The sequence below is a fragment of the Brevibacillus fluminis genome, from assembly GCF_052072235.1.
GTDB lineage: Bacteria > Bacillota > Bacilli > Brevibacillales > Brevibacillaceae > Brevibacillus_D > Brevibacillus_D fluminis_A.
Genome location: NZ_CM125436.1, coordinates 522,243 through 540,000 on the forward strand (window position 1 = coordinate 522,243; position 17,758 = coordinate 540,000).

Annotated in this window: 19 protein-coding genes; 16 read left to right on the forward strand and 3 right to left on the reverse strand. The window is 54.0% G+C overall.

Annotated elements, in window-relative coordinates; genetic code table 11:
• Positions 1 to 16: 16 nt before the first annotated feature.
• Complete coding sequence (locus ACTID9_RS02955; RefSeq protein ID WP_122916891.1) at positions 17 to 352, reverse strand: hydrolase/acyltransferase; 336 nt, start codon at positions 350 to 352, stop codon at positions 17 to 19.
• A 99-nt stretch (positions 353 to 451) separates the two neighbouring features.
• Here ACTID9_RS02955 and ACTID9_RS02960 point away from each other — a divergent pair, with 99 nt between their 5' ends.
• The 7 genes from ACTID9_RS02960 to ACTID9_RS02990 all read left to right on the forward strand — a co-directional run bounded on the left by ACTID9_RS02960 (position 452) and on the right by ACTID9_RS02990 (position 7,258).
• Positions 452 to 910 (forward strand): SprT family protein, encoded by a 459-nt coding sequence (locus ACTID9_RS02960; protein WP_441069769.1) that lies wholly within the window; start codon positions 452 to 454, stop codon positions 908 to 910.
• A gap of 101 nt (positions 911 to 1,011) precedes the next feature.
• On the forward strand, positions 1,012 to 2,025 hold the full coding sequence (thiL, locus tag ACTID9_RS02965; RefSeq protein ID WP_441069770.1) for a thiamine-phosphate kinase: 1,014 nt from the start codon (positions 1,012 to 1,014) through the stop codon (positions 2,023 to 2,025).
• Between the two features lie 32 nt (positions 2,026 to 2,057).
• The gene (gene tsaE, locus ACTID9_RS02970; protein WP_441069771.1) at positions 2,058 to 2,546 is read left to right on the forward strand and encodes a tRNA (adenosine(37)-N6)-threonylcarbamoyltransferase complex ATPase subunit type 1 TsaE; all 489 of its coding nucleotides are present in this window, start codon (positions 2,058 to 2,060) and stop codon (positions 2,544 to 2,546) included.
• Positions 2,518 to 3,225 carry a tRNA (adenosine(37)-N6)-threonylcarbamoyltransferase complex dimerization subunit type 1 TsaB gene (gene tsaB, locus ACTID9_RS02975; protein WP_441069772.1) on the forward strand — a complete coding sequence of 236 codons (708 nt, stop codon included), beginning with the start codon at positions 2,518 to 2,520 and terminating at the stop codon, positions 3,223 to 3,225. Before tsaE ends, tsaB begins: the two co-directional genes overlap by 29 nt.
• 25 nt (positions 3,226 to 3,250) lie before the next feature.
• Positions 3,251 to 3,724, forward strand: a complete 474-nt coding sequence (rimI, locus tag ACTID9_RS02980; protein ID WP_441069773.1) for a ribosomal protein S18-alanine N-acetyltransferase — start codon at positions 3,251 to 3,253, stop codon at positions 3,722 to 3,724.
• On the forward strand, positions 3,705 to 4,748 hold the full coding sequence (gene tsaD / locus ACTID9_RS02985) for a tRNA (adenosine(37)-N6)-threonylcarbamoyltransferase complex transferase subunit TsaD (protein WP_441069774.1): 1,044 nt from the start codon (positions 3,705 to 3,707) through the stop codon (positions 4,746 to 4,748). The genes rimI and tsaD overlap by 20 nt, the downstream gene beginning before the upstream one ends.
• Positions 4,749 to 5,017: 269 nt before the next feature.
• The gene (locus ACTID9_RS02990; RefSeq protein WP_441069775.1) at positions 5,018 to 7,258 is read left to right on the forward strand and encodes a hypothetical protein; all 2,241 of its coding nucleotides are present in this window, start codon (positions 5,018 to 5,020) and stop codon (positions 7,256 to 7,258) included.
• Between the two features lie 29 nt (positions 7,259 to 7,287).
• Here ACTID9_RS02990 and ACTID9_RS02995 read toward each other — a convergent pair whose 3' ends face one another.
• Positions 7,288 to 9,216 (reverse strand): ABC-F family ATP-binding cassette domain-containing protein, encoded by a 1,929-nt coding sequence (locus ACTID9_RS02995; RefSeq protein ID WP_441069776.1) that lies wholly within the window; start codon positions 9,214 to 9,216, stop codon positions 7,288 to 7,290.
• A 77-nt stretch (positions 9,217 to 9,293) separates the two neighbouring features.
• Here ACTID9_RS02995 and ACTID9_RS03000 point away from each other — a divergent pair, with 77 nt between their 5' ends.
• The 6 genes from ACTID9_RS03000 to ACTID9_RS03025 all read left to right on the forward strand — a co-directional run bounded on the left by ACTID9_RS03000 (position 9,294) and on the right by ACTID9_RS03025 (position 13,100).
• Positions 9,294 to 9,896, forward strand: a complete 603-nt coding sequence (locus ACTID9_RS03000; RefSeq protein WP_441069777.1) for a 5-formyltetrahydrofolate cyclo-ligase — start codon at positions 9,294 to 9,296, stop codon at positions 9,894 to 9,896.
• A 45-nt stretch (positions 9,897 to 9,941) separates the two neighbouring features.
• Complete coding sequence (locus ACTID9_RS03005; RefSeq protein ID WP_441069778.1) at positions 9,942 to 10,457, forward strand: MogA/MoaB family molybdenum cofactor biosynthesis protein; 516 nt, start codon at positions 9,942 to 9,944, stop codon at positions 10,455 to 10,457.
• Complete coding sequence (locus ACTID9_RS03010; RefSeq protein WP_441072381.1) at positions 10,451 to 11,452, forward strand: molybdopterin-binding protein; 1,002 nt, start codon at positions 10,451 to 10,453, stop codon at positions 11,450 to 11,452. The genes ACTID9_RS03005 and ACTID9_RS03010 overlap by 7 nt, the downstream gene beginning before the upstream one ends.
• 31 nt (positions 11,453 to 11,483) lie before the next feature.
• Complete coding sequence (tatA, locus tag ACTID9_RS03015; RefSeq protein ID WP_441069779.1) at positions 11,484 to 11,825, forward strand: twin-arginine translocase TatA/TatE family subunit; 342 nt, start codon at positions 11,484 to 11,486, stop codon at positions 11,823 to 11,825.
• Between the two features lie 18 nt (positions 11,826 to 11,843).
• Positions 11,844 to 12,623: a twin-arginine translocase subunit TatC gene (gene tatC / locus ACTID9_RS03020; protein ID WP_441069780.1), complete on the forward strand. Its 780-nt coding sequence runs from the start codon at positions 11,844 to 11,846 to the stop codon at positions 12,621 to 12,623.
• Positions 12,624 to 12,686: 63 nt separating this feature from the next.
• Complete coding sequence (locus tag ACTID9_RS03025; protein ID WP_441069781.1) at positions 12,687 to 13,100, forward strand: hypothetical protein; 414 nt, start codon at positions 12,687 to 12,689, stop codon at positions 13,098 to 13,100.
• Between the two features lies 1 nt (position 13,101).
• On the opposite strand, the gene ACTID9_RS03030 is transcribed toward ACTID9_RS03025, so the two are convergent.
• The gene (locus ACTID9_RS03030; protein ID WP_441069782.1) at positions 13,102 to 14,382 is read right to left on the reverse strand and encodes a CAP domain-containing protein; all 1,281 of its coding nucleotides are present in this window, start codon (positions 14,380 to 14,382) and stop codon (positions 13,102 to 13,104) included.
• 297 nt (positions 14,383 to 14,679) lie between these two features.
• Between ACTID9_RS03030 and groES the strand changes: the two genes are divergently transcribed.
• The 3 genes from groES to ACTID9_RS03045 all read left to right on the forward strand — a co-directional run bounded on the left by groES (position 14,680) and on the right by ACTID9_RS03045 (position 17,032).
• Positions 14,680 to 14,964: a co-chaperone GroES gene (gene groES / locus ACTID9_RS03035; protein WP_122916905.1), complete on the forward strand. Its 285-nt coding sequence runs from the start codon at positions 14,680 to 14,682 to the stop codon at positions 14,962 to 14,964.
• 64 nt (positions 14,965 to 15,028) lie between these two features.
• Positions 15,029 to 16,651: a chaperonin GroEL gene (gene groL, locus ACTID9_RS03040; RefSeq protein WP_441069783.1), complete on the forward strand. Its 1,623-nt coding sequence runs from the start codon at positions 15,029 to 15,031 to the stop codon at positions 16,649 to 16,651.
• A 93-nt stretch (positions 16,652 to 16,744) separates the two neighbouring features.
• Positions 16,745 to 17,032 carry a hypothetical protein gene (locus ACTID9_RS03045; protein WP_441069784.1) on the forward strand — a complete coding sequence of 96 codons (288 nt, stop codon included), beginning with the start codon at positions 16,745 to 16,747 and terminating at the stop codon, positions 17,030 to 17,032.
• Positions 17,033 to 17,758 lie beyond the last annotated feature (726 nt).

Here is a 17,758-nt window from a genome sequence, read left to right on the forward strand (position 1 = left end):
CGGTTACCCTGTCGTACTATTCTTCTTCACGCAAAAATTCCAGTTGGGCTTGCAGAGCGCGGATCTCCGTCAACAAGGAGATGAGCGGGTAATTTTCTTCCTTGAGCTTGGCGAAGCGCTGCTCCAGATCGGTCACATACTCGAGTCCTTCCTCGATGCGACAGGTCGGGGATACCACTTCCAGCTGGCTCATTTCGGCCAGAACGACAGGCAGGGCAGGGCGATCAGCGATTGTCAGCTTGTCGACCTCTTTGTGCAGCCGTTTCAACAAAGCGACCAATTGATACATGTATGATTCAGGCAGGGCGACAAAACGCAGCGTATCCTGTTCATTCAGCAATAAATAGCGCATAAGGGCCTCCATTTTTTCGACAGTGATTCATCGACAAGTGTAGCGTATTCCCTAGCCGGAATTCAAGGGAAATTAAGAAAATGCAGCAGGAGGGAGAACGTGACCGATCAGGAGTTGCAACAGTTGACGCAGGAAATCTCGCTGCAGTTTTTTGGGGTGCCGTTCCGCCATCAGGCGCGGTTCAACAGTCGGCTGCGCACGACCGGAGGCAGGTATTTGCTCCGCTCGCACGACATCGAGCTTAATCCCAAGCATTTGGAAGAGCATGGGGTGGAGGAGCTGCTGGGTATTCTGAAGCACGAGCTGTGCCACTATCACCTTCATCTGCAGAAGAAAGGCTACAAGCACGCTGACCCGGAGTTCAAGGCGTTGCTCCAGCGGGTGGGAGGCAGCCGATATTGCCAGCACGTCGGCGCTAAGCCTGGCGCTCGCCCGTTCCTTTATGAGCTGAAGTGCAAAGACTGCGGGATGAGCTATAAGCGGAAGCGGAAAATGGACCCGGCGCGCTATGTATGCGGACGCTGCAAAGGAAAACTGGCATTGTTGAAGCTGAAATAGCCTGAAAAATGTTTTCATGCGGTAAAGCGACGGGGTTTCTTGCGATAGGGGAACGGCACGGGTATAATGGTTGAAAACAAGGGCAAAGTGAGGCGGTTACGGTGGCAAACGATGAATTCTCCTACATCCGTCAATGGACCGGACGATCTGCCGGTCAGGCAGGAGACGGTTTGGTGGTGGGGATCGGGGATGATGCTGCCGTTTTTTCCGTGTCTTCAGATAAAGAAGTGATTGCTTGCTGTGACGCGATGATCGAGACGGTGCATTTTTTGCGGGAAACGATGCATCACACCGATGTCGGATATAAATTGTTCGTCAGCAACATCAGCGATATCGCGGCGATGGGTGGTGTTCCCCGATTCGCAATGGTGACGATCGCCAAGCCCGCTGCCTGGACACCGGAGGAATGCAGCCAGATTTACGACGGTATGTATGAGGCGTGCAGGGAATACGGGGTTCGGATCATCGGCGGGGATACCGTTTCGGCTCCGGACGCTCTTCATTTGTCGGTGACGATGCTTGGTGAAGTGGAGAGGGGCATGGCGCTTCTGCGTTCGGCGGCAAAACCGGGCGACGCGGTGTTTGTGACGGGCACAGTGGGAGGAGCCGCGGCTGGATTGGATCTGCTGCTCAAAGCAAAAGAACAGGGTACGCCCATGCAGTACGATCCATACTGGGAGCCGCTGGTCCGCCTGCATCAACGGCCGAGCGCGCAGGTGATGGCTGGCAGGCTTTTGCAGCAGGCGTCGGGGATTGGCGCGCTGAACGATGTAAGCGACGGGCTCGCTTCCGAGCTGTGGGAAATCGCGGAAGCAAGCGGCGTGGCCATCTTTGTGGAGCGGGACATGCTCCCGATGGCCGGACTTGTACGGGAGTATGCCGAGACGGTCGGCAAAGATGCGGTGGACTGGGCTTTATACGGGGGAGAGGACTACCAGCTGGTCGGGACGGTGCAGGGAACGAAGGCGGAGATTCTTGCGCAAATGTTCGCCCGGCAAGGATTGTCCTTTTCGCTCATCGGAAAAATTGAGGCGGGTTCGCCGCAAGTGTTTTTGCAAGCGCCGGATGGCAGCAGCAAGCGATTGAACAAAGACGGCTACAATCATTTTCGGTGAAAAGCCGCAGGGAACCGGCAAGGAGGGTGCGAATGGAAAAGACGTACAAATGGCGGCTGGACGATGCGGGAAAGACGCGTGATTTCGCGGCAGCGCTTGCCGCGATGCTTGCGCCAGGCGATTTTTTGTCGTTGGAAGGCGATTTGGGCGCTGGCAAAACAACTTTTACCCAAGGACTTGCCCAAGGGTTGGGGATCAAAGGCGCAGTCAACAGTCCGACCTTTACGATCGTGAAAGAATACGCCGGCCGGCTGCCGCTCTATCATTTTGATGTGTACCGCGTGGGCGAGGACATCGAGTCGGTGGGAGCGGATGAATACTTTTATGGCGACGGTGTTTGTGTCGTGGAATGGGCCTCGCTGATCGAAGCGTGGCTGCCCCAGGACCGACTGACGATCACGCTTGCCAGGGGCGATGAAAATGATGTTCGATTCATAGCGCTGTCTCCGCAAGGGAAGCGCTATGTCGAATTGTGCGAGGAGTTTGAGCGTAATGCGGGTTTTGGCGATCGACACGTCTAATTTGGTATTAAGTGTGGCAATTGTCGAAGAAGCGCGCGTTTTGGGCGAGCTGACAACCAATCTGAACAAAAACCACTCGGTGACGCTGATGGAAAGCGTTTCTTATTTGATGGGGCAATTGGGGATCAAGCCAAAAGATCTTTCAGGCATTGCCGTTGCCAAAGGACCGGGTTCTTACACCGGCGTGCGCATTGGAGTGGCGACGGCCAAAAGCATGGCGTGGTCACTGGGAATACCGGTCGTCGGGATTTCCAGCCTGCAGGCGTTGGCCTGCAATGCAGCCGGGTTTGACGGAGGCATTGTGCCGCTGTTTGACGCTAGGCGCGGACAAGTTTATTCCGGCTTGTTCCGGTCCGGTCAGAACGCCTCGGTGGAGGCAGAGCTTGCGGAGCGGATCATTTTGCTGAAAGAGTGGCTCCCGATCGTTTCGCAGCAAGTTGGGGAAAAGCCGCTGCTGTTTCTCGGCGACGACACGGCGATGCATCGGGAGACGATTGTGGAGATCGTGGGCAGCCAGGCGCGATTTGCTTCTCCAGCGGACAATTTGCCGCGGGCTTCGCACATCGGTATGACAGCGCTGCCGCTGCTGGCTGACGCCGGATCGCCGCATGAGCTGATGCCGGAATATTTGCAGGTGGCAGAGGCGGAAGCCAAATGGCTTGCGGCGAACAAACAATAAGACATTCATAAAAAGAGGGAATCTCATGGCGGAAAAGGATTGGCTCACTTTTCGCTTCATGACGTTGGATGACGTAGAAGCGGTAGGGGAGCTGGAAAGGTTGGCATTTCCGACGCCTTGGCCGGTCGATGCGTTTGTCAATGAACTGACGATCAACCAAAATGCAAAATATTTGCTGGCCATCGCAGATGAGAAAGTGGTGGCATACTGCGGCGTCTGGGTGATCCTCGACGAGGCGCATATCACCAACATCGCGGTCCATCCGGATTACCGCGGGCGCAAGATCGGCGAGCGGCTCATGCGTCAGATCATGGGGCTGGCCCGTCTGTTCGGCGCGGAACGGATGACGCTGGAGGTGCGCCCGTCCAATACGACGGCGCGCAATCTGTACGGCAAACTCGGCTTCATCGCGGCCGGGGTAAGAAAAGGCTATTATTCCGATAATAATGAAGATGCCATTATCATGTGGGTGGAATTGAATGAAGATGAACAGGAATGAATCGGATCGTCCGGTTTACATTTTGGGTATCGAGACGAGCTGTGACGAAACATCGGCGGCAGTCGTGCAGGATGGGCGGATTGTGCTGTCCAACATCATCGCGTCGCAAGCTGACATTCATAAACGGTTTGGCGGTGTAGTGCCGGAGGTTGCATCGCGGCGTCATGTGGAAAACATTACGCTCACCATTGAGGAAGCGCTGCAGGTGGCGGAAAAAACGCTGGACGACATCGACGCGATTGCCGTCACATGCGGCCCGGGGTTGGTCGGAGCGCTGCTGGTCGGTGTGGCAGCGGCCAAAGCGATCGCCTTTGCACGGGAGATTCCCTTGATCGGGGTACACCATATCGCGGGCCACATTTATGCAAACCGGCTTGTGGAGGAAATGCAATTTCCGCTGCTCGCGCTGGTGGTTTCGGGGGGGCATACGGAGCTTGTGCTGATGAAGGAGCACAACCATTTCCGCATTCTCGGGGAAACCCGCGACGATGCTGCCGGAGAGGCATACGACAAGGTGGCGCGGGCGCTTTCCCTGCCGTATCCGGGAGGGCCGCATATCGACCGGATGGCGGCGGAAGGCAATCCGTCCGTTCCGCTGCCGCGTGCATGGCTGGAGCCGGACTCGTATGATTTCAGTTTCAGCGGTCTCAAATCGGCGGTGTTGAACACGCTGCACAATGCTGCACAACGGGGCGAAACGATCGATCCTGTCGACTTGGCGGCAAGCTTTCAGTCGTCGGTTGTGGAGGTGCTTGTGGAAAAAACCATTCGCGCCGCCAAAGAATTCGATGTGAAACAGGTGGTGCTGGCCGGTGGCGTCGCCGCGAATAAAGGGCTGCGCACGGCGCTGCAGCACCGATGCGAAGAGGCGAATGTTCCGCTGGTCATTCCGCCGCTTGTGCTCTGCACGGATAATGCGGCCATGATCGCTGCTGCGGGATTCGTCTCGTATCAGCAAGGGAAATTTGCTTCGCTTGATCTGAACGGAACACCCAATCTGTCGCTGGAAACCTCTGCTGAGTAAAGCTCGGCAGAGGTTTTTTTGTACAGCAGTAGTGCAAGCGCGGCCCCGTCGACGGTTAGGCGGAGACGCGTTTTTCACATTATCCACAGGTTTTGTGAAGGCTGACAGATTGCCCGAATGATTTGTTGTGAATAATGGTGATAAACCTTGGAAAAGGCTTGTTAAAGGTAGTGAAACATTGCAAAGTCAGCTGTGATTTATGTGGATAAACATGTTGATAAACTATCTTTAATCCACAGGTTATCATGCAGTTATCAACAGGAGGCACCATGAGTTATAAACAAATTGTGCAAATAATGTGGATATTATTGCTGCTTATCCCCATGCTTGTTCAAGCGGATAGCGGACTGGCGGCAGCTTCAGACACAAGGCAAGCGGTTGTCGTGTTTATCGACGGGCTCTCGTTTGCGGATGTGGACAAGTTGAGAAATCATCCACAGCTACAAGCAGCGCTTTCTTCCGCAGCCTTTGGGGCGATGAGTATCCGTACGCCGGGAGCCCGGACGGCGGAAAATGCCTATTTGCTGATGGGGAGCGGCGCGCAGGCAGTATATACGGCTCCGAGCGGTACCGCTTATTCTCCGGAAGAGCTGCTTTCAAACGGCGAGCGGGCAGGGGAACGGATGAAGCAGGTCGGGCGCTTGGACGGAGGGGGAGCGGAACGCGCAGCCGTTTTGTTTCCGGGAATCCAGCGGCTGCTGAATGACAATCAGGATCGCCCTTTCACGGAACGAATCGGATTGCTCGGGAGCACGCTGAAAGAACACGGCATGCGCATGACGCTGCTGGGAAACAACGACTACGGTGCCGTTCGGCAGAGGCCGGCGGCGCTCTTTGCGATGGACAGGGACGGCATGATCGCAGATGGGGATGTTACGGCGGGAACGCTCAGGCAGGCTCCCACGTACCCTTATGGCGTGAGAACGGATTATGACAAGCTGGCCCGGAGCGCGGCGATGCAGCAAGGCAGCGGCATTACCGTCATTGAACTCGGCGACCTGGCCCGTCTCTACAGGCTGCAGCCGATGATGAGCCCGGAGCGGTTCGAACGACAATACCAAGCGGTGATAACTGATCTGGGGCGATTTCTCGCCCGGCTGACCGCCGACCAACAGGCGAACAAACAAATGCTCATGGTCGCTTCCTCGGGCGTCAATCCTGCTGCACAGAAGGCGAAATCGCTTTTGCTGCCGATTCTGGTCTGGCAGGAGAATCGAAGCGGTTCGCTTTTTTCTTATACAACACGGCAAGACGGGTTGGTGAGCGGTCTTGACGTGATGCCGACGCTGCTCGCATGGCTCGATCTGCCGATCCCCGCTGAAGCGACAGGTCATGTCATGCGTGCCAAGGGTGCGGATGGGCTATCGATGGATGAAATGTTTGCGAGAGTGAATTGGATCGACCATGTGTACCGGTACCGCTCCGCCGTTCTTTCCGGCTATGTGATCATGCAGATCGTCGCGCTTGTTGCCGGGCTTGCGATCTGGCTTTGGCAGCGCAAGACGGGGGTGCCGATTGCAGTGGGGGTGAAGCGTCCTGTGCGAATTGTGCTGTTTTCCCTTTTGTTTTATCCGGGGCTTTTGCTCGTGGAGCCTTTGCTTCCTTGGCGGCTGCCGCCTGTCGTGATTCTTGCCCTGCTGTTCTTCGTGACGATGATCATCGCGACTTGGCTGGAAGGGCGCGGGTTTGTCCCCGCGCTGATGCTGACGGGTGGACTCACGGCTGCCGGCATAGTGGCGGACGGCTTCATGGGCGGGCGCATCATCAGCCGCTCTTATCTTGGCTACGACCCGGTCATCGGCGCACGCTTTTACGGATTGGGGAACGAACTGGAAGGCGTGCTGATCGGTGCCAGCATTCTTTTTGCGGCGGCTGTCTACGAAAGGGGAGGCAGGCGGCGGGGGCGGACGTGTGATCTTGCTGCCGCCCTTGTATTCGGGGGGGTGCTCATCTATATGGCTTTGCCGTCGTTTGGGGCGAATGCAGGCGGGTTTTTGGCGGGGGCGATCGGATTCGGTATGGCGATGCTGCGATTCCGCCAAGTGACGATAAAAAGGCGAGAACTCCTACTCTTTGCGGGAATTCTCGCCGGTGGAATCGGTATTTTGATTGCAGCCAACCTTTGGTCCGCCGAACCGCTCACACATGTGGGCAAGGTTGCCCAGCAGATCGTGGCGGGCGATTGGACAGCGATCGCGCAGATTGTGGAACGGAAAGTGGCGATGAATGTGAGGTTGATCCGCGTCTCGCTTTGGAGCAAAGGGTTTTTTGTCTCATTGATCGCGCTCGGCGTGCTGACATTTTGGTCAGGCCGCTTCATGCAGCACCTTGCCCGAAAATGGCCGTTTCTCATCGGCGGGTTCCGCGGGATCGTCGCAGGTTCTCTCGCCGGATTGATTTTGAACGATTCGGGGATCATCTCTGCCGCCACATCGATCATTTTCTTCGCCATCCCGGCGTTGTATGCGGCGCTTGATGACCGGGCGCTTTCGGCTGAGCGGTCCACGTAGCTTGTCATCGTATCGAATACGCGATCCTGCTATTCGGACAGCTCCTGCCACTCTTCGTACAGCGACTCGATTTGCGTTTTTGCCTGCTGAATCTGATCGTTGCGCTGCTGCGCCTGCACATGATCGCTGTATACTTCCGGAAGGCAGAGTTCACCCTCCAGACGGGCGATCGTTTCCTCGCATTGCATGATCGCAGCTTCGATTTCTTCCAGCCGCTTTTGGCGCTGCCGCTCGCGGCGTTTGGCATCCTTATCCTGCTCGTAGCTGCTTTTTTCCACAGGCTCGGCGGAAGCGCCGCGTTTTGCAGCATTGGCTGCCGCTTGCTCAGCCGCCATTTCCGCCAGCTCCTGCTTTTTCTCGACAAAGTAATCGTAATTGCCGAGGTAGCTTGTGACGCCATCGGGCGACAGTTCGAGCACGCGCGTCGCGATCTTGTTCAGGAAGTAGCGGTCATGCGAAACGAACAGGATGGTGCCCGGGTAGTCGTACAGCGCGTTTTCCAGCACTTCCTTGCTGAGGATGTCCAGATGGTTGGTCGGCTCGTCGAAAATGAGGAAGTTGGCTTGCTTCAGAAGGAGCTTGGCCAAGGAAACCCGCGCTCGCTCGCCACCGGACAGCTCGCCGATCCGCTTTTGCACGTCGTCCCCGGAAAACAGGAAGTTGCCGAGCAAGGTGCGCACATCTTTCTCCGGCATGAGTGGATAATCATCCCAAATTTCAGCAAGAATCGTTTTGCTTGTATTGAGGTGCCGCTGCTCCTGATCGTAATAGCCGATCATCACGTTGCTGCCCAATTGGAACGTGCCGGCATGCTGTTGCAATTGACCGACGATCGTTTTGAGCAGCGTCGATTTGCCGATTCCGTTCGGCCCGACCAATGCCACTCGTTCTTCTCGCTCGATCTCGAAGCTGAGGTTGCGGGAGAGGACGGCGTCCGGATAGCCGATGGACAAGCCGGACGCTTTCATCACCACATGCCCGCTCATTTTGGCAATATCGAAAGAAAAGCTGGCCGATTTGTTATGGGCGATCGGCTTCTCCATCCGGTCCATTTTTTCCAGCGTTTTGCGTCTGCTCTGCGCCCGCTTGGTAGTGGAGGCGCGCGCAAGGTTGCGAGCGATGAAATCTTCGAGCTTGGCGATTTCCTCCTGCTGCTTGTCGAACTTTTTCAGCTCCTGCTCCAGCGAGGCGGCCTTCAGGTCGAGAAAGCGGGAGTAGTTGCCGACATAGCGGGTCGCTCGCGTGCGCTCGATCTCATATACCACATTGACCAGCTTGTCGAGGAAATAGCGGTCATGGGAGACGATCAGGACGGCTCCCTTGTAATTTTGCAAATAACCTTCCAGCCAGGTGAGCGTCTCGATATCCAGATGGTTCGTCGGCTCGTCCAACAGCAAAAGGTCAGGCGATTGGAGCAAGAGCTTGGCCAATGCAAGGCGGGTCTTTTGTCCGCCGCTGAGCGTCTTGATCGGAGACTGATAGTCCATTTCGGCAAAACGCAGGCCGTGCAGCACGCCGCGGATCGAAGCCTCGTAGCTGTAACCTCCGCGCTCCTTGAACGCCTCGGAGCGCCGGGAGTAATCCTCCAGAATTTGCTGGTAGCGCCGCTCGTCAGCGAGAACAGCCGGATCGCCCATCATGGCTTCCAGCTTGCGCAGTTCCGCTTCTTCCTTTTGCAGGTCGGTAAAGACGAGCAACATCTCCGCCCAGATCGAGTTTTCCGATTCCAACCCCGTGTTCTGCGCCAAATACCCCATCGTCACTTCCTTGGGGATGCGAACCGCGCCGCTGTCATAGCTGAGCTGTCCGGCGAGGATTTTCATCAGGGTGGATTTGCCCGCGCCGTTGACACCGACCAAACCGACGCGTTCTCCTGTTTGTATTTGAAGGGAAATATCTTGTAAAATAACATCGATACCGTACGCTTTTTGGATGCGTTCTGCTTGTAATAAAATCATGATTTCACCTCAAGGTAATTCATTCTATCTAGTGTATCCCAATGAAGAGAGAGTGGACAAGGGGAGAGGAATTTCATATGGAGATGAAAGCGCGGAAACAGGCTTTGCGAAATCAGGTTTTGGTACGGCGCCAAGCGTTGTCCGAGCAGGAGCGATGCGAGCGGTCGGCCCGGGCTGTCCAGTTTCTGATGCAGTTTGATGAGTTGGCCGCCTGCAAAACCGTGATGGTGTTTTACCCGTTCCGCGACGAGATTGACACCCGGCCGTTTTTAGCGTTTGCCCAGAAGCGAGGGCAGGAGGTGTGGCTGCCGTATACCGATATGAAGAATAAGCGGATCATTCCTTATGTTTATACCGGGGAAGATTGCCTCAAGCTAGGATCGTATGGCATCTGCGAGCCGGACATTGCCCGCTGTGCGCCCGCCGACGTGGCGAAGCTCGATGCGGTCGTGCTGCCTGGCGTCGCTTTTGACCGCCGAGGTGGAAGGATGGGGTATGGTGCCGGCTACTATGACCGGTTTCTTGCCGGATTGCCCGCAGCGCCGCTTTTGATCGGCCTTTCGTTTGACGTGCAGGTAGTCGATGAAGTTCCGACAGAGCCCCATGATTTTCGCGTTCCGTACATCGCGACAGAATCAGGTATATCTGCTACATTTCCGCCACAGTTCGAACGCAGCTAGTGCGGACCGATATAGTATAATGGAGTATTGACTGGAGGTATGAACATGTCCCAATGGAAAATCGGCGTCATTACCGCAAGTGATTCAATTGCCCGCGGAGAGCGGGAGGATGACCGCATCGAGTTGCTCAAGGTGCTGATTCGCGAATGGTTGAAATGTGAAGTTGCCGTTCATCGCAAAGTGCCTGACAACATGGAAGAGCTGCAAGAAACGATGATAGAGCTGGTTGACCGTGAAAAGTGCGATCTGTTGATTGTCGCTGGCGGAACCGGTTTAAGCCCAAGGGACGTAACGCCTGAGGTGACCCAATGGGTGATTGACCGCCCGATGCCTGGACTGGTGGAGGAAATGAGACGCGCAGGCATGCAGCAGTCGAGACGCGCCATGCTGACGCGCGCAGCCGCCGGAACACGGGGCAATTCCTTGATCTTCAACCTGCCAGGACACCCGAAAGGCGTCAAAATCTGCTTTGAGGCGATTGCGGATATGCTTCCGGACGCACTTTACATTCTGCAAGGAACGGAAAAGGCGGATGAGGATTGGGGCGGATTGGGTTGGTAAACAAGCCTTCTTTTAAAGAGGTGCCAGTCCGCGAAGCGGTTGGGCTCGTCCTGCCGCATGACATGACACAGATTTTGCCCGGCGAGTTTAAAGGGCGTTTGTTTAAAAAGGGGCATGTGATTACGGAAGACGATATCGAGCCCTTGCTGTCGATCGGCAAGGAGCACATCTACATCTTGGACATGCCCGAAAACTGCTTGCACGAAAACGAGGCTGCCGAACGTATCGCGGCAGCGGTTGCAGGGCCTTCGCTGATGAAGACAGAGCCGTATGAAGGAAAAATTAGCTTGAAGACACCTACCCTCGGATTGACTAAAATCAATGAGGCGGCGATTCATGCCATCAACAGTCTGGAAGCGATTGCGCTCGCGACGGTCGAAACCAATCAGGTGGTGCAGCCGGGGGGATCGGTGGCGGCCACGCGCATCATCCCGCTGATCATCGAGGAAGAGCGCATCGTCGAGCTGGAAAAACTGGCAGCGACATTCGCAGGTCCGATCGTCGATGTGATTCCGTTCCCGAAGCGGCGCATCGGCTTGGTCACGACCGGCAGCGAGGTGTTTGGCGGACGCATCGCCGACAAATTCGGTCCGGCGATCAAGGCGAAGGTGGAGGCGTTCGGCTCTGAAGTGGTCGAGCAGCGCTTGGCGCCGGATGATAAGGCGCTGATCGAGCGGGAGATTCGTTATTTTGTCGAGCAGCAGGTGGATCTCATTCTGGTGACCGGCGGCATGTCGGTTGACCCGGATGACCGGACGCCAGGGGCGATCGCAGGAGCGGGGGCGGAAGTGGTCCGCTACGGGACGCCGATGCTTCCGGGGTCGATGCTATTGGTTGGCTATATCGGGAATATCCCGATTTTAGGCCTGCCAGGCGCAGTCATGCACGAGCCGTTTACATCGTTCGATGTGTTTCTCCCGAGAATTTTGGCCGGCGAGCGCATCGCGGCGGATGATATGACACGGCTAGGCTATGGCGGCTTGCGCAAATGTTAAAAGAAACACAATTTGAAAGGGGCGTTTTGTGATGAGTTCGATTGGGATTCCTGGATTAATTCTTATTTTGCTTTTGGCACTTGTACTGTTTGGCCCGAAAAAGCTCCCTGAATTGGGACGTGCCGTCGGAAACACCCTGAAAGAATTCAAAAATGCGACGCGCGGCCTGACCAAGGACGAGGACGAGGAAGAAGATCGTAAAAAAGTAGAAGCAGCTCCGGTAAGCGCTCAAGAAAAAGATGCGATCGACCGCGCGAAGCTGGAGAAAGAAATTCGCGAAAGAATCGAGCGCGAGCGTATGGAAGCGGAAATCCGTGAGAAACTGGAAAAAGAGCGACTGCAAGCGAAAGAGGAGCAGCAAAAAGTGCAATAACGTAAGGCAGGTGCAAGGATGAGTGTCGACCGTGATATGACGATGATTGAACACCTGACAGAGCTGCGCAGACGGATTATTTGGGTTCTTGTCGTGTTTGCGCTTGCCCTGATCGCAGGGTTGTTTCTGGCGAATCCCGTGATCACCTATCTGAAAGAAAGCCCTTTGGCTGGAGGAGTTCCGCTTAAGTCGTTCCATCCTTCCGACGCTCTCCAGGTTTACATGCAGTTTGCTTTTGTTATCGGAATGATCGTGACGCTGCCGGTCGCCTTGTTTCATATCTGGCGGTTTGTCAGTCCTGGATTGCGCGTGCAGGAACGACGCATGACCCTCTATTTCATTCCGGTGGCATTCTTTCTGTTTATTGCCGGGATCGCGTTTGGCTATTTCGTCGTGTTCCCGATGGTCATGCAGTTCATGGCCGGGATCACAAAAGGGATGGAAGCCGATCCGAACTATGGGATCGCCCAATATTTCAGCTTTTTGTTTAACATGGTTATCCCGTTCGGAGTGCTGTTTGAACTCCCGATCGTGGTGATGTTCCTCACGCGATTGCGGATTCTGAACCCGATGCGTCTGGCGAAAATGAGACGGATCGCGTACTTTGTGCTGGCGGTCATCGCCATCACGTTAACCCCGCCCGATTTTCTCAGCGACTTTATGGTAATGATCCCGCTCCTTGTTTTGTATGAAGTGAGCATCTGGCTGTCCAAAGTCGTCTATCGCAAGCAGCTGAAGGAAGACGAGGAATGGGAACGCAATTATGACACAATGGAAGAAAACCCTCTCACGCCGTAAAAAGGCGGAGAGGGTTTTGCTTTTTCGGCAATACTAGGGAAAACAGGCGAAAGGTGGATTGCGATGCAGTTTTTTCTGGCGCTTTGCTTGTTGTTTTCCCCATTGGAGTCCGTGGCAGCAGAGCAGGTGGAGCTGTTCGATACGGATCAGGAGCGTGTGGTGCAGGCGTTTGCGAATTCGTCGGCATTTCAAGAGGAGGCGCTACATATTTTAGACAGTGTGACTGGGAGGGTGCTGGAGCTATCCCCCTCGCTGGAGCATGCGCTGATTGTGAAAATTCCGCTTGCCCCGCCGAAATCGCTCGCCGTGCCTGCAGCGAAAATTGACGAAAAGGTTCTGTCGGTTTTTGTCATCATGCCCAAGCAACAAAATCGCAAGCCGTGGCTGATCGTGCATACGAAAAAGGAAGAGACGCTTTTGCTCGAATTCACCCAGGGGCTCGCCCGGCTGCGCCAGTTGATCGACAAGCCGTCATGACTTAGCGGGCGTCGGTGGTGGTCACGAAGTCTTGCGTATAGTAGTCGAGGTAGACGCCTACGCCTAGCTGACGGAACCCTTTTTCCAATATGTTTTTCCGGTGGCCCGGGCTGTTCATCCAGCTTTCATAGGCTTCAATCGCATCCGGAAAGCCTGCTGCGATATTTTCGCCGGCCATCTTGTAGGTCACACCCGCTTGTTTGAGCCGCTCGAATGGGTCCAGCCCGGTGATCGTCGAGACGTGGTCAAAATACTGATTCATTTCCATGTCTTTGCTGTGCAGGCGCGCGACGTTGGCGGCAGAATCGAGTGCTGTGAGGGCAGGGAGCTTGTTGCGGTAGCGGATGACGTTGGTCAGATCGAGAATTTGCCGCTCATGCGCGCTGTTCACGTACTCTTGCTGCTTGATAGAAAGCCGTGGTGGGTCAAAGTTGGGAGCAGTGCCTTGATACGTCCATTTTGTTTCGAAAAAACCGCCCCGCAAAAGCGCCAATCGGTCGATTAAACGCAGGGCGGTTACGTTTGCGCTGTTTTGCTTGTCGAGGTAAAAAATGATCGGCGTTCCTTGGCTGATCACGAGCGGGCGATCTTTCGGCTGGTTGGTAATTTGGACATCGGCTTGCTGGAAGGAAAAGGAGACAATGGGTTGAATTGAGTATTTACGGGAAAGAGATTGATAGGTTGTACCGATTCCTACGCCTTCAATCTGTGCGGTAGGAGCGTTTGAATACAGATCGACCACTTTTCCGTCCATGATCCCGATCTGCAAATAGCGGCTGAGATCGCGGTTGTAAATCCACCACTCATACCCGAGCTGAGCGGGTTCCTTGCGAGCGGGTGCTCCAAGGGCGGTCAGCACCTCTTGTTGGCCCATGCCAAGAGATATGCCATAAAGCGAGGGGGCATCCGTCTTGGGAGCGGGTGCCGCAGCTGGTTTAGCAGGTTTGCTTGTCTTGGCAGGTTCGGCTTGAAGCGGCGCCATCGCCGGGACTGCCGCAGGTTTAGCGGGCCGTTCGCCAAGCCATACTGTAGAGGTGGCGGGGTCGATTCCGACAGGCTTGTTCAATTTTTGGCCGACAAGCGAAAGTGGTACATAGACAGTGCCTTGGTACGTGATAGCCGACGGCTGAGAGGCGCTCGTGTTTCCGATTGGCTTGCCGTCGATATACAAAGTGAGAGTGCGTTGCGTGACGTTGACTGGTGCCTGGTGACCGCCAGCGAAAATTTGCGAGATTGCCAGAGACACTACGAGAAGCAGGGCGGCGACAATCCATTTGCGCAAAGGTATCCCTCCTAAACGTTGCATGTAAAACTAGCTTTGCTCTTAACTATATGAGGAAAAGAGGTTGCTAGAACCCGAAATATTTTTCGGGACAGGAGCGGGCCGCCTGTGAAGCGAGCTGACAGGCTTTTTCCATTTCATGAAAATTGTAAAGATGGATTTCACACAAAAACTGCCGAAAACTACTTGCAATGTGAGAGTCGATTCATTATTATAGGTATTGGGTGTTAGCACTCCTCTCCGGTGAGTGCTAACAACGAAATACACATCTACATATTTTTGAGGAGGGTGTTTTTTGTGTTAAAGCCATTAGGTGACCGTGTGGTAATTGAAGCAATTTCCAAAGACGAAACAACCGCTAGCGGGATTGTTCTCCCAGACACAGCGAAGGAAAAGCCACAAGAAGGCCGCGTTATCGCAGTCGGTTCCGGTCGCGTAGCTGACAACGGCGAGCGCATCGCATTGGAAGTGAAAGAGGGCGACAAAGTCATCTTCTCCAAATACGCAGGTACTGAAGTGAAAGTGGACAACAAAGAACTGCTGGTTCTGCGTGAATCCGACATTTTGGCAATCATTGGATAAAGCGGCTTTATCCATTCGCAATACGTCGATATAATCCAAACGAACCTTAGGAGGTTGAGCTTTCATGGCAAAACAAATTAAGTTCTCCGAAGAAGCGCGCCGTTCTATGCTGCGCGGTGTTGAAACACTTGCAAGCGCGGTTAAAGTAACCCTCGGTCCAAAAGGCCGCAACGTAGTATTGGAGAAAAAATTCGGTTCCCCGTTGATCACCAATGACGGCGTAACCATCGCGAAAGAAATCGAGCTGGAAGACGCTTATGAAAACATGGGCGCTCAGCTGGTTAAAGAAGTAGCGACCAAAACAAACGATGTTGCCGGTGACGGTACTACCACTGCGACTGTTCTCGCTTATGCGATGATTCGCGAAGGTCTGAAAAACGTTACAGCTGGCGCTAACCCAATGGTTATTCGCCGTGGTATGGAAAAAGCAGTTCGCGCTGCTGTTGAAGAAATCAAATCCATTGCAAAACCTGTTGAAAGCAAAGCTGCAATCGCACAAGTTGCTTCCATTTCCGCTGACGATCAAGAAGTGGGTAACCTGATCGCAGAAGCGATGGAAAAAGTGGGCAAAGACGGCGTTATCACTGTCGAAGAATCCAAAGGCTTCAGCACTGAGCTGGAAGTCGTTGAAGGTATGCAATTCGACCGTGGCTATGCTTCCCCTTACATGATCACGGATACAGACAAAATGGAAGCTGTTTTGAACAATCCATACATCCTGATCACTGACAAGAAAATCGGTAACATCCAAGAGATCCTCCCTGTCCTCGAGCAAGTGGTACAAAGCGGCAAACCGCTCTTGATCATTGCTGAAGACGTTGAAGGTGAAGCTTTGGCTACCTTGGTTGTGAACAAACTGCGCGGTACTTTCACAGCAGTTGCTGTTAAAGCGCCTGGCTTCGGCGATCGCCGCAAAGCGATGCTGCAAGACATCGCGATCTTGACCGGTGGTGAAGTGATTACGGAAGAATTGGGTCTCGACCTGAAAGCAACCAAAATCACTCAACTTGGCCGTGCAAGCAAAGTGGTTGTTACAAAAGAAAATACAACAATCGTTGAAGGTAGCGGCGAAAAGGCTGAAATCGATGGCCGCGTAGCTCAAATCCGTCAACAAATCGAAGATACAACTTCCGAGTTCGATCGTGAAAAACTGCAAGAGCGTCTGGCTAAATTGGCTGGTGGCGTTGCGGTTATTAAAGTTGGCGCTGCGACTGAAACCGAATTGAAAGAGAAAAAACTGCGCATCGAAGATGCTCTGAACTCCACTCGTGCAGCGGTTGAAGAAGGTATCGTACCTGGTGGTGGTACTACCCTGATCAACGCAGCTCATGCTGTTCAAGCAATCAAAGCTGAAGGCGACGAAGCGGTTGGTGTGTCCATCGTTCTGCGCGCTCTGGAAGAGCCAGTTCGTCAAATCGCAATCAACGCAGGTTTGGAAGGCTCTGTCATCGTAGATCGCCTGAAAAAAGAAGCTGTAGGCATCGGTTTCAACGCTGCTACTGAAGAGTATGTAAACATGCTCGAAGCAGGTATCGTTGACGCTGCGAAAGTAACTCGTTCCGCACTGTCCAACGCTGCTTCCGTAGCTGCAATGTTCTTGACTACCGAAGCGGTTGTTGCTGATAAACCGGAAGAAAGCAAAGCTCCTGCAGGCATGCCTGACATGGGCGGAATGGGCATGATGTAATTCATGCTTATGGAAAGAGGCGAACCTTTGGTTCGTCTCTTTTTTTGTGATCGTATAAGAATTACGGATGGTAATATGAAGTGTGGCGCCTAAATGGGGCAGGCTGCTCATGCTGCTTGTGAGAAACGACGTAATCGCTTGATTTCTCGCGGCAAAGGGATAGCCGAACGTGAACAATACATTGCCGGGAAGGTGGCCCAAACCTGGACTGTCGAGCAGATTGCCGGCCGGATGAGCCGAGAATGCCACGAACAGCAGTTGCGTTTAAAACCTTCTATCGCGGGCTGTATCAAGGTTTTCTGGTCCAAGGAGGTACTGCTTTTCTGCGACACAAAGGCAAACGCCGTGGTTTTGTCGAAACACGTGGCCGATTCAACGTAAGCTAGGCCATTTTGCAGCGTTCCAAAGAAGTGAGAAAACGTCAGAGTATTGGTCATTCGGAGCCGGATGCGGTTGGGGTGTTTCCGGTCGGGGAAAAGGAAAGCATGCGTCACTACGCTCGCTGGGCGCAGACTTGCTTCTATCTTGCCCTCTCTGGAGAAGGCCATTTCAGTGGTCGCGGATTCCTTTCCCGAGGGGGCGCTTCAAACAGCCACTGTTGATCAGGGGGATTTTTCCTGTTACGAACGGTTGGAGTTGGCATATGATCTAGCCATTTACTTTGCTGATCCTTACTCTTCGTGGCAACGGGGCACCAACGGAACGCAAATGGTCTTCTTCGGGAATTCTTCCCCAAAGGAAGGGACTGTGCCGAGGTCTCTGTGGAAGAGTATGCTCAAGCATTATATCTCATTAACAACCGTCCAAGAAAATGCCTGGGCTGGAAGGCGGCTCACGAATCATACATGGAAAGCTCTGTCGTACTAGGCTTGGCAATTCGTCATAAAGAAAACCCCCAGTTTGACTGAGGCCACTGAAAAAGTCCTCTTAGTTGAGCGAAACTAAATACGCAAAGAAAAACGAGCCTCTAGAATCGCTTCTAAGGCTCGTTTCACGTTCAGGGAGACAGATTTGTACCCCCTAAAATCTTTTGATTTTCAAGAATCGGTAGTTTTTCAGTGGCCTCGTTTGACTGGGGGTTCTAGAAAGCTTATTGATAAGTAGTGG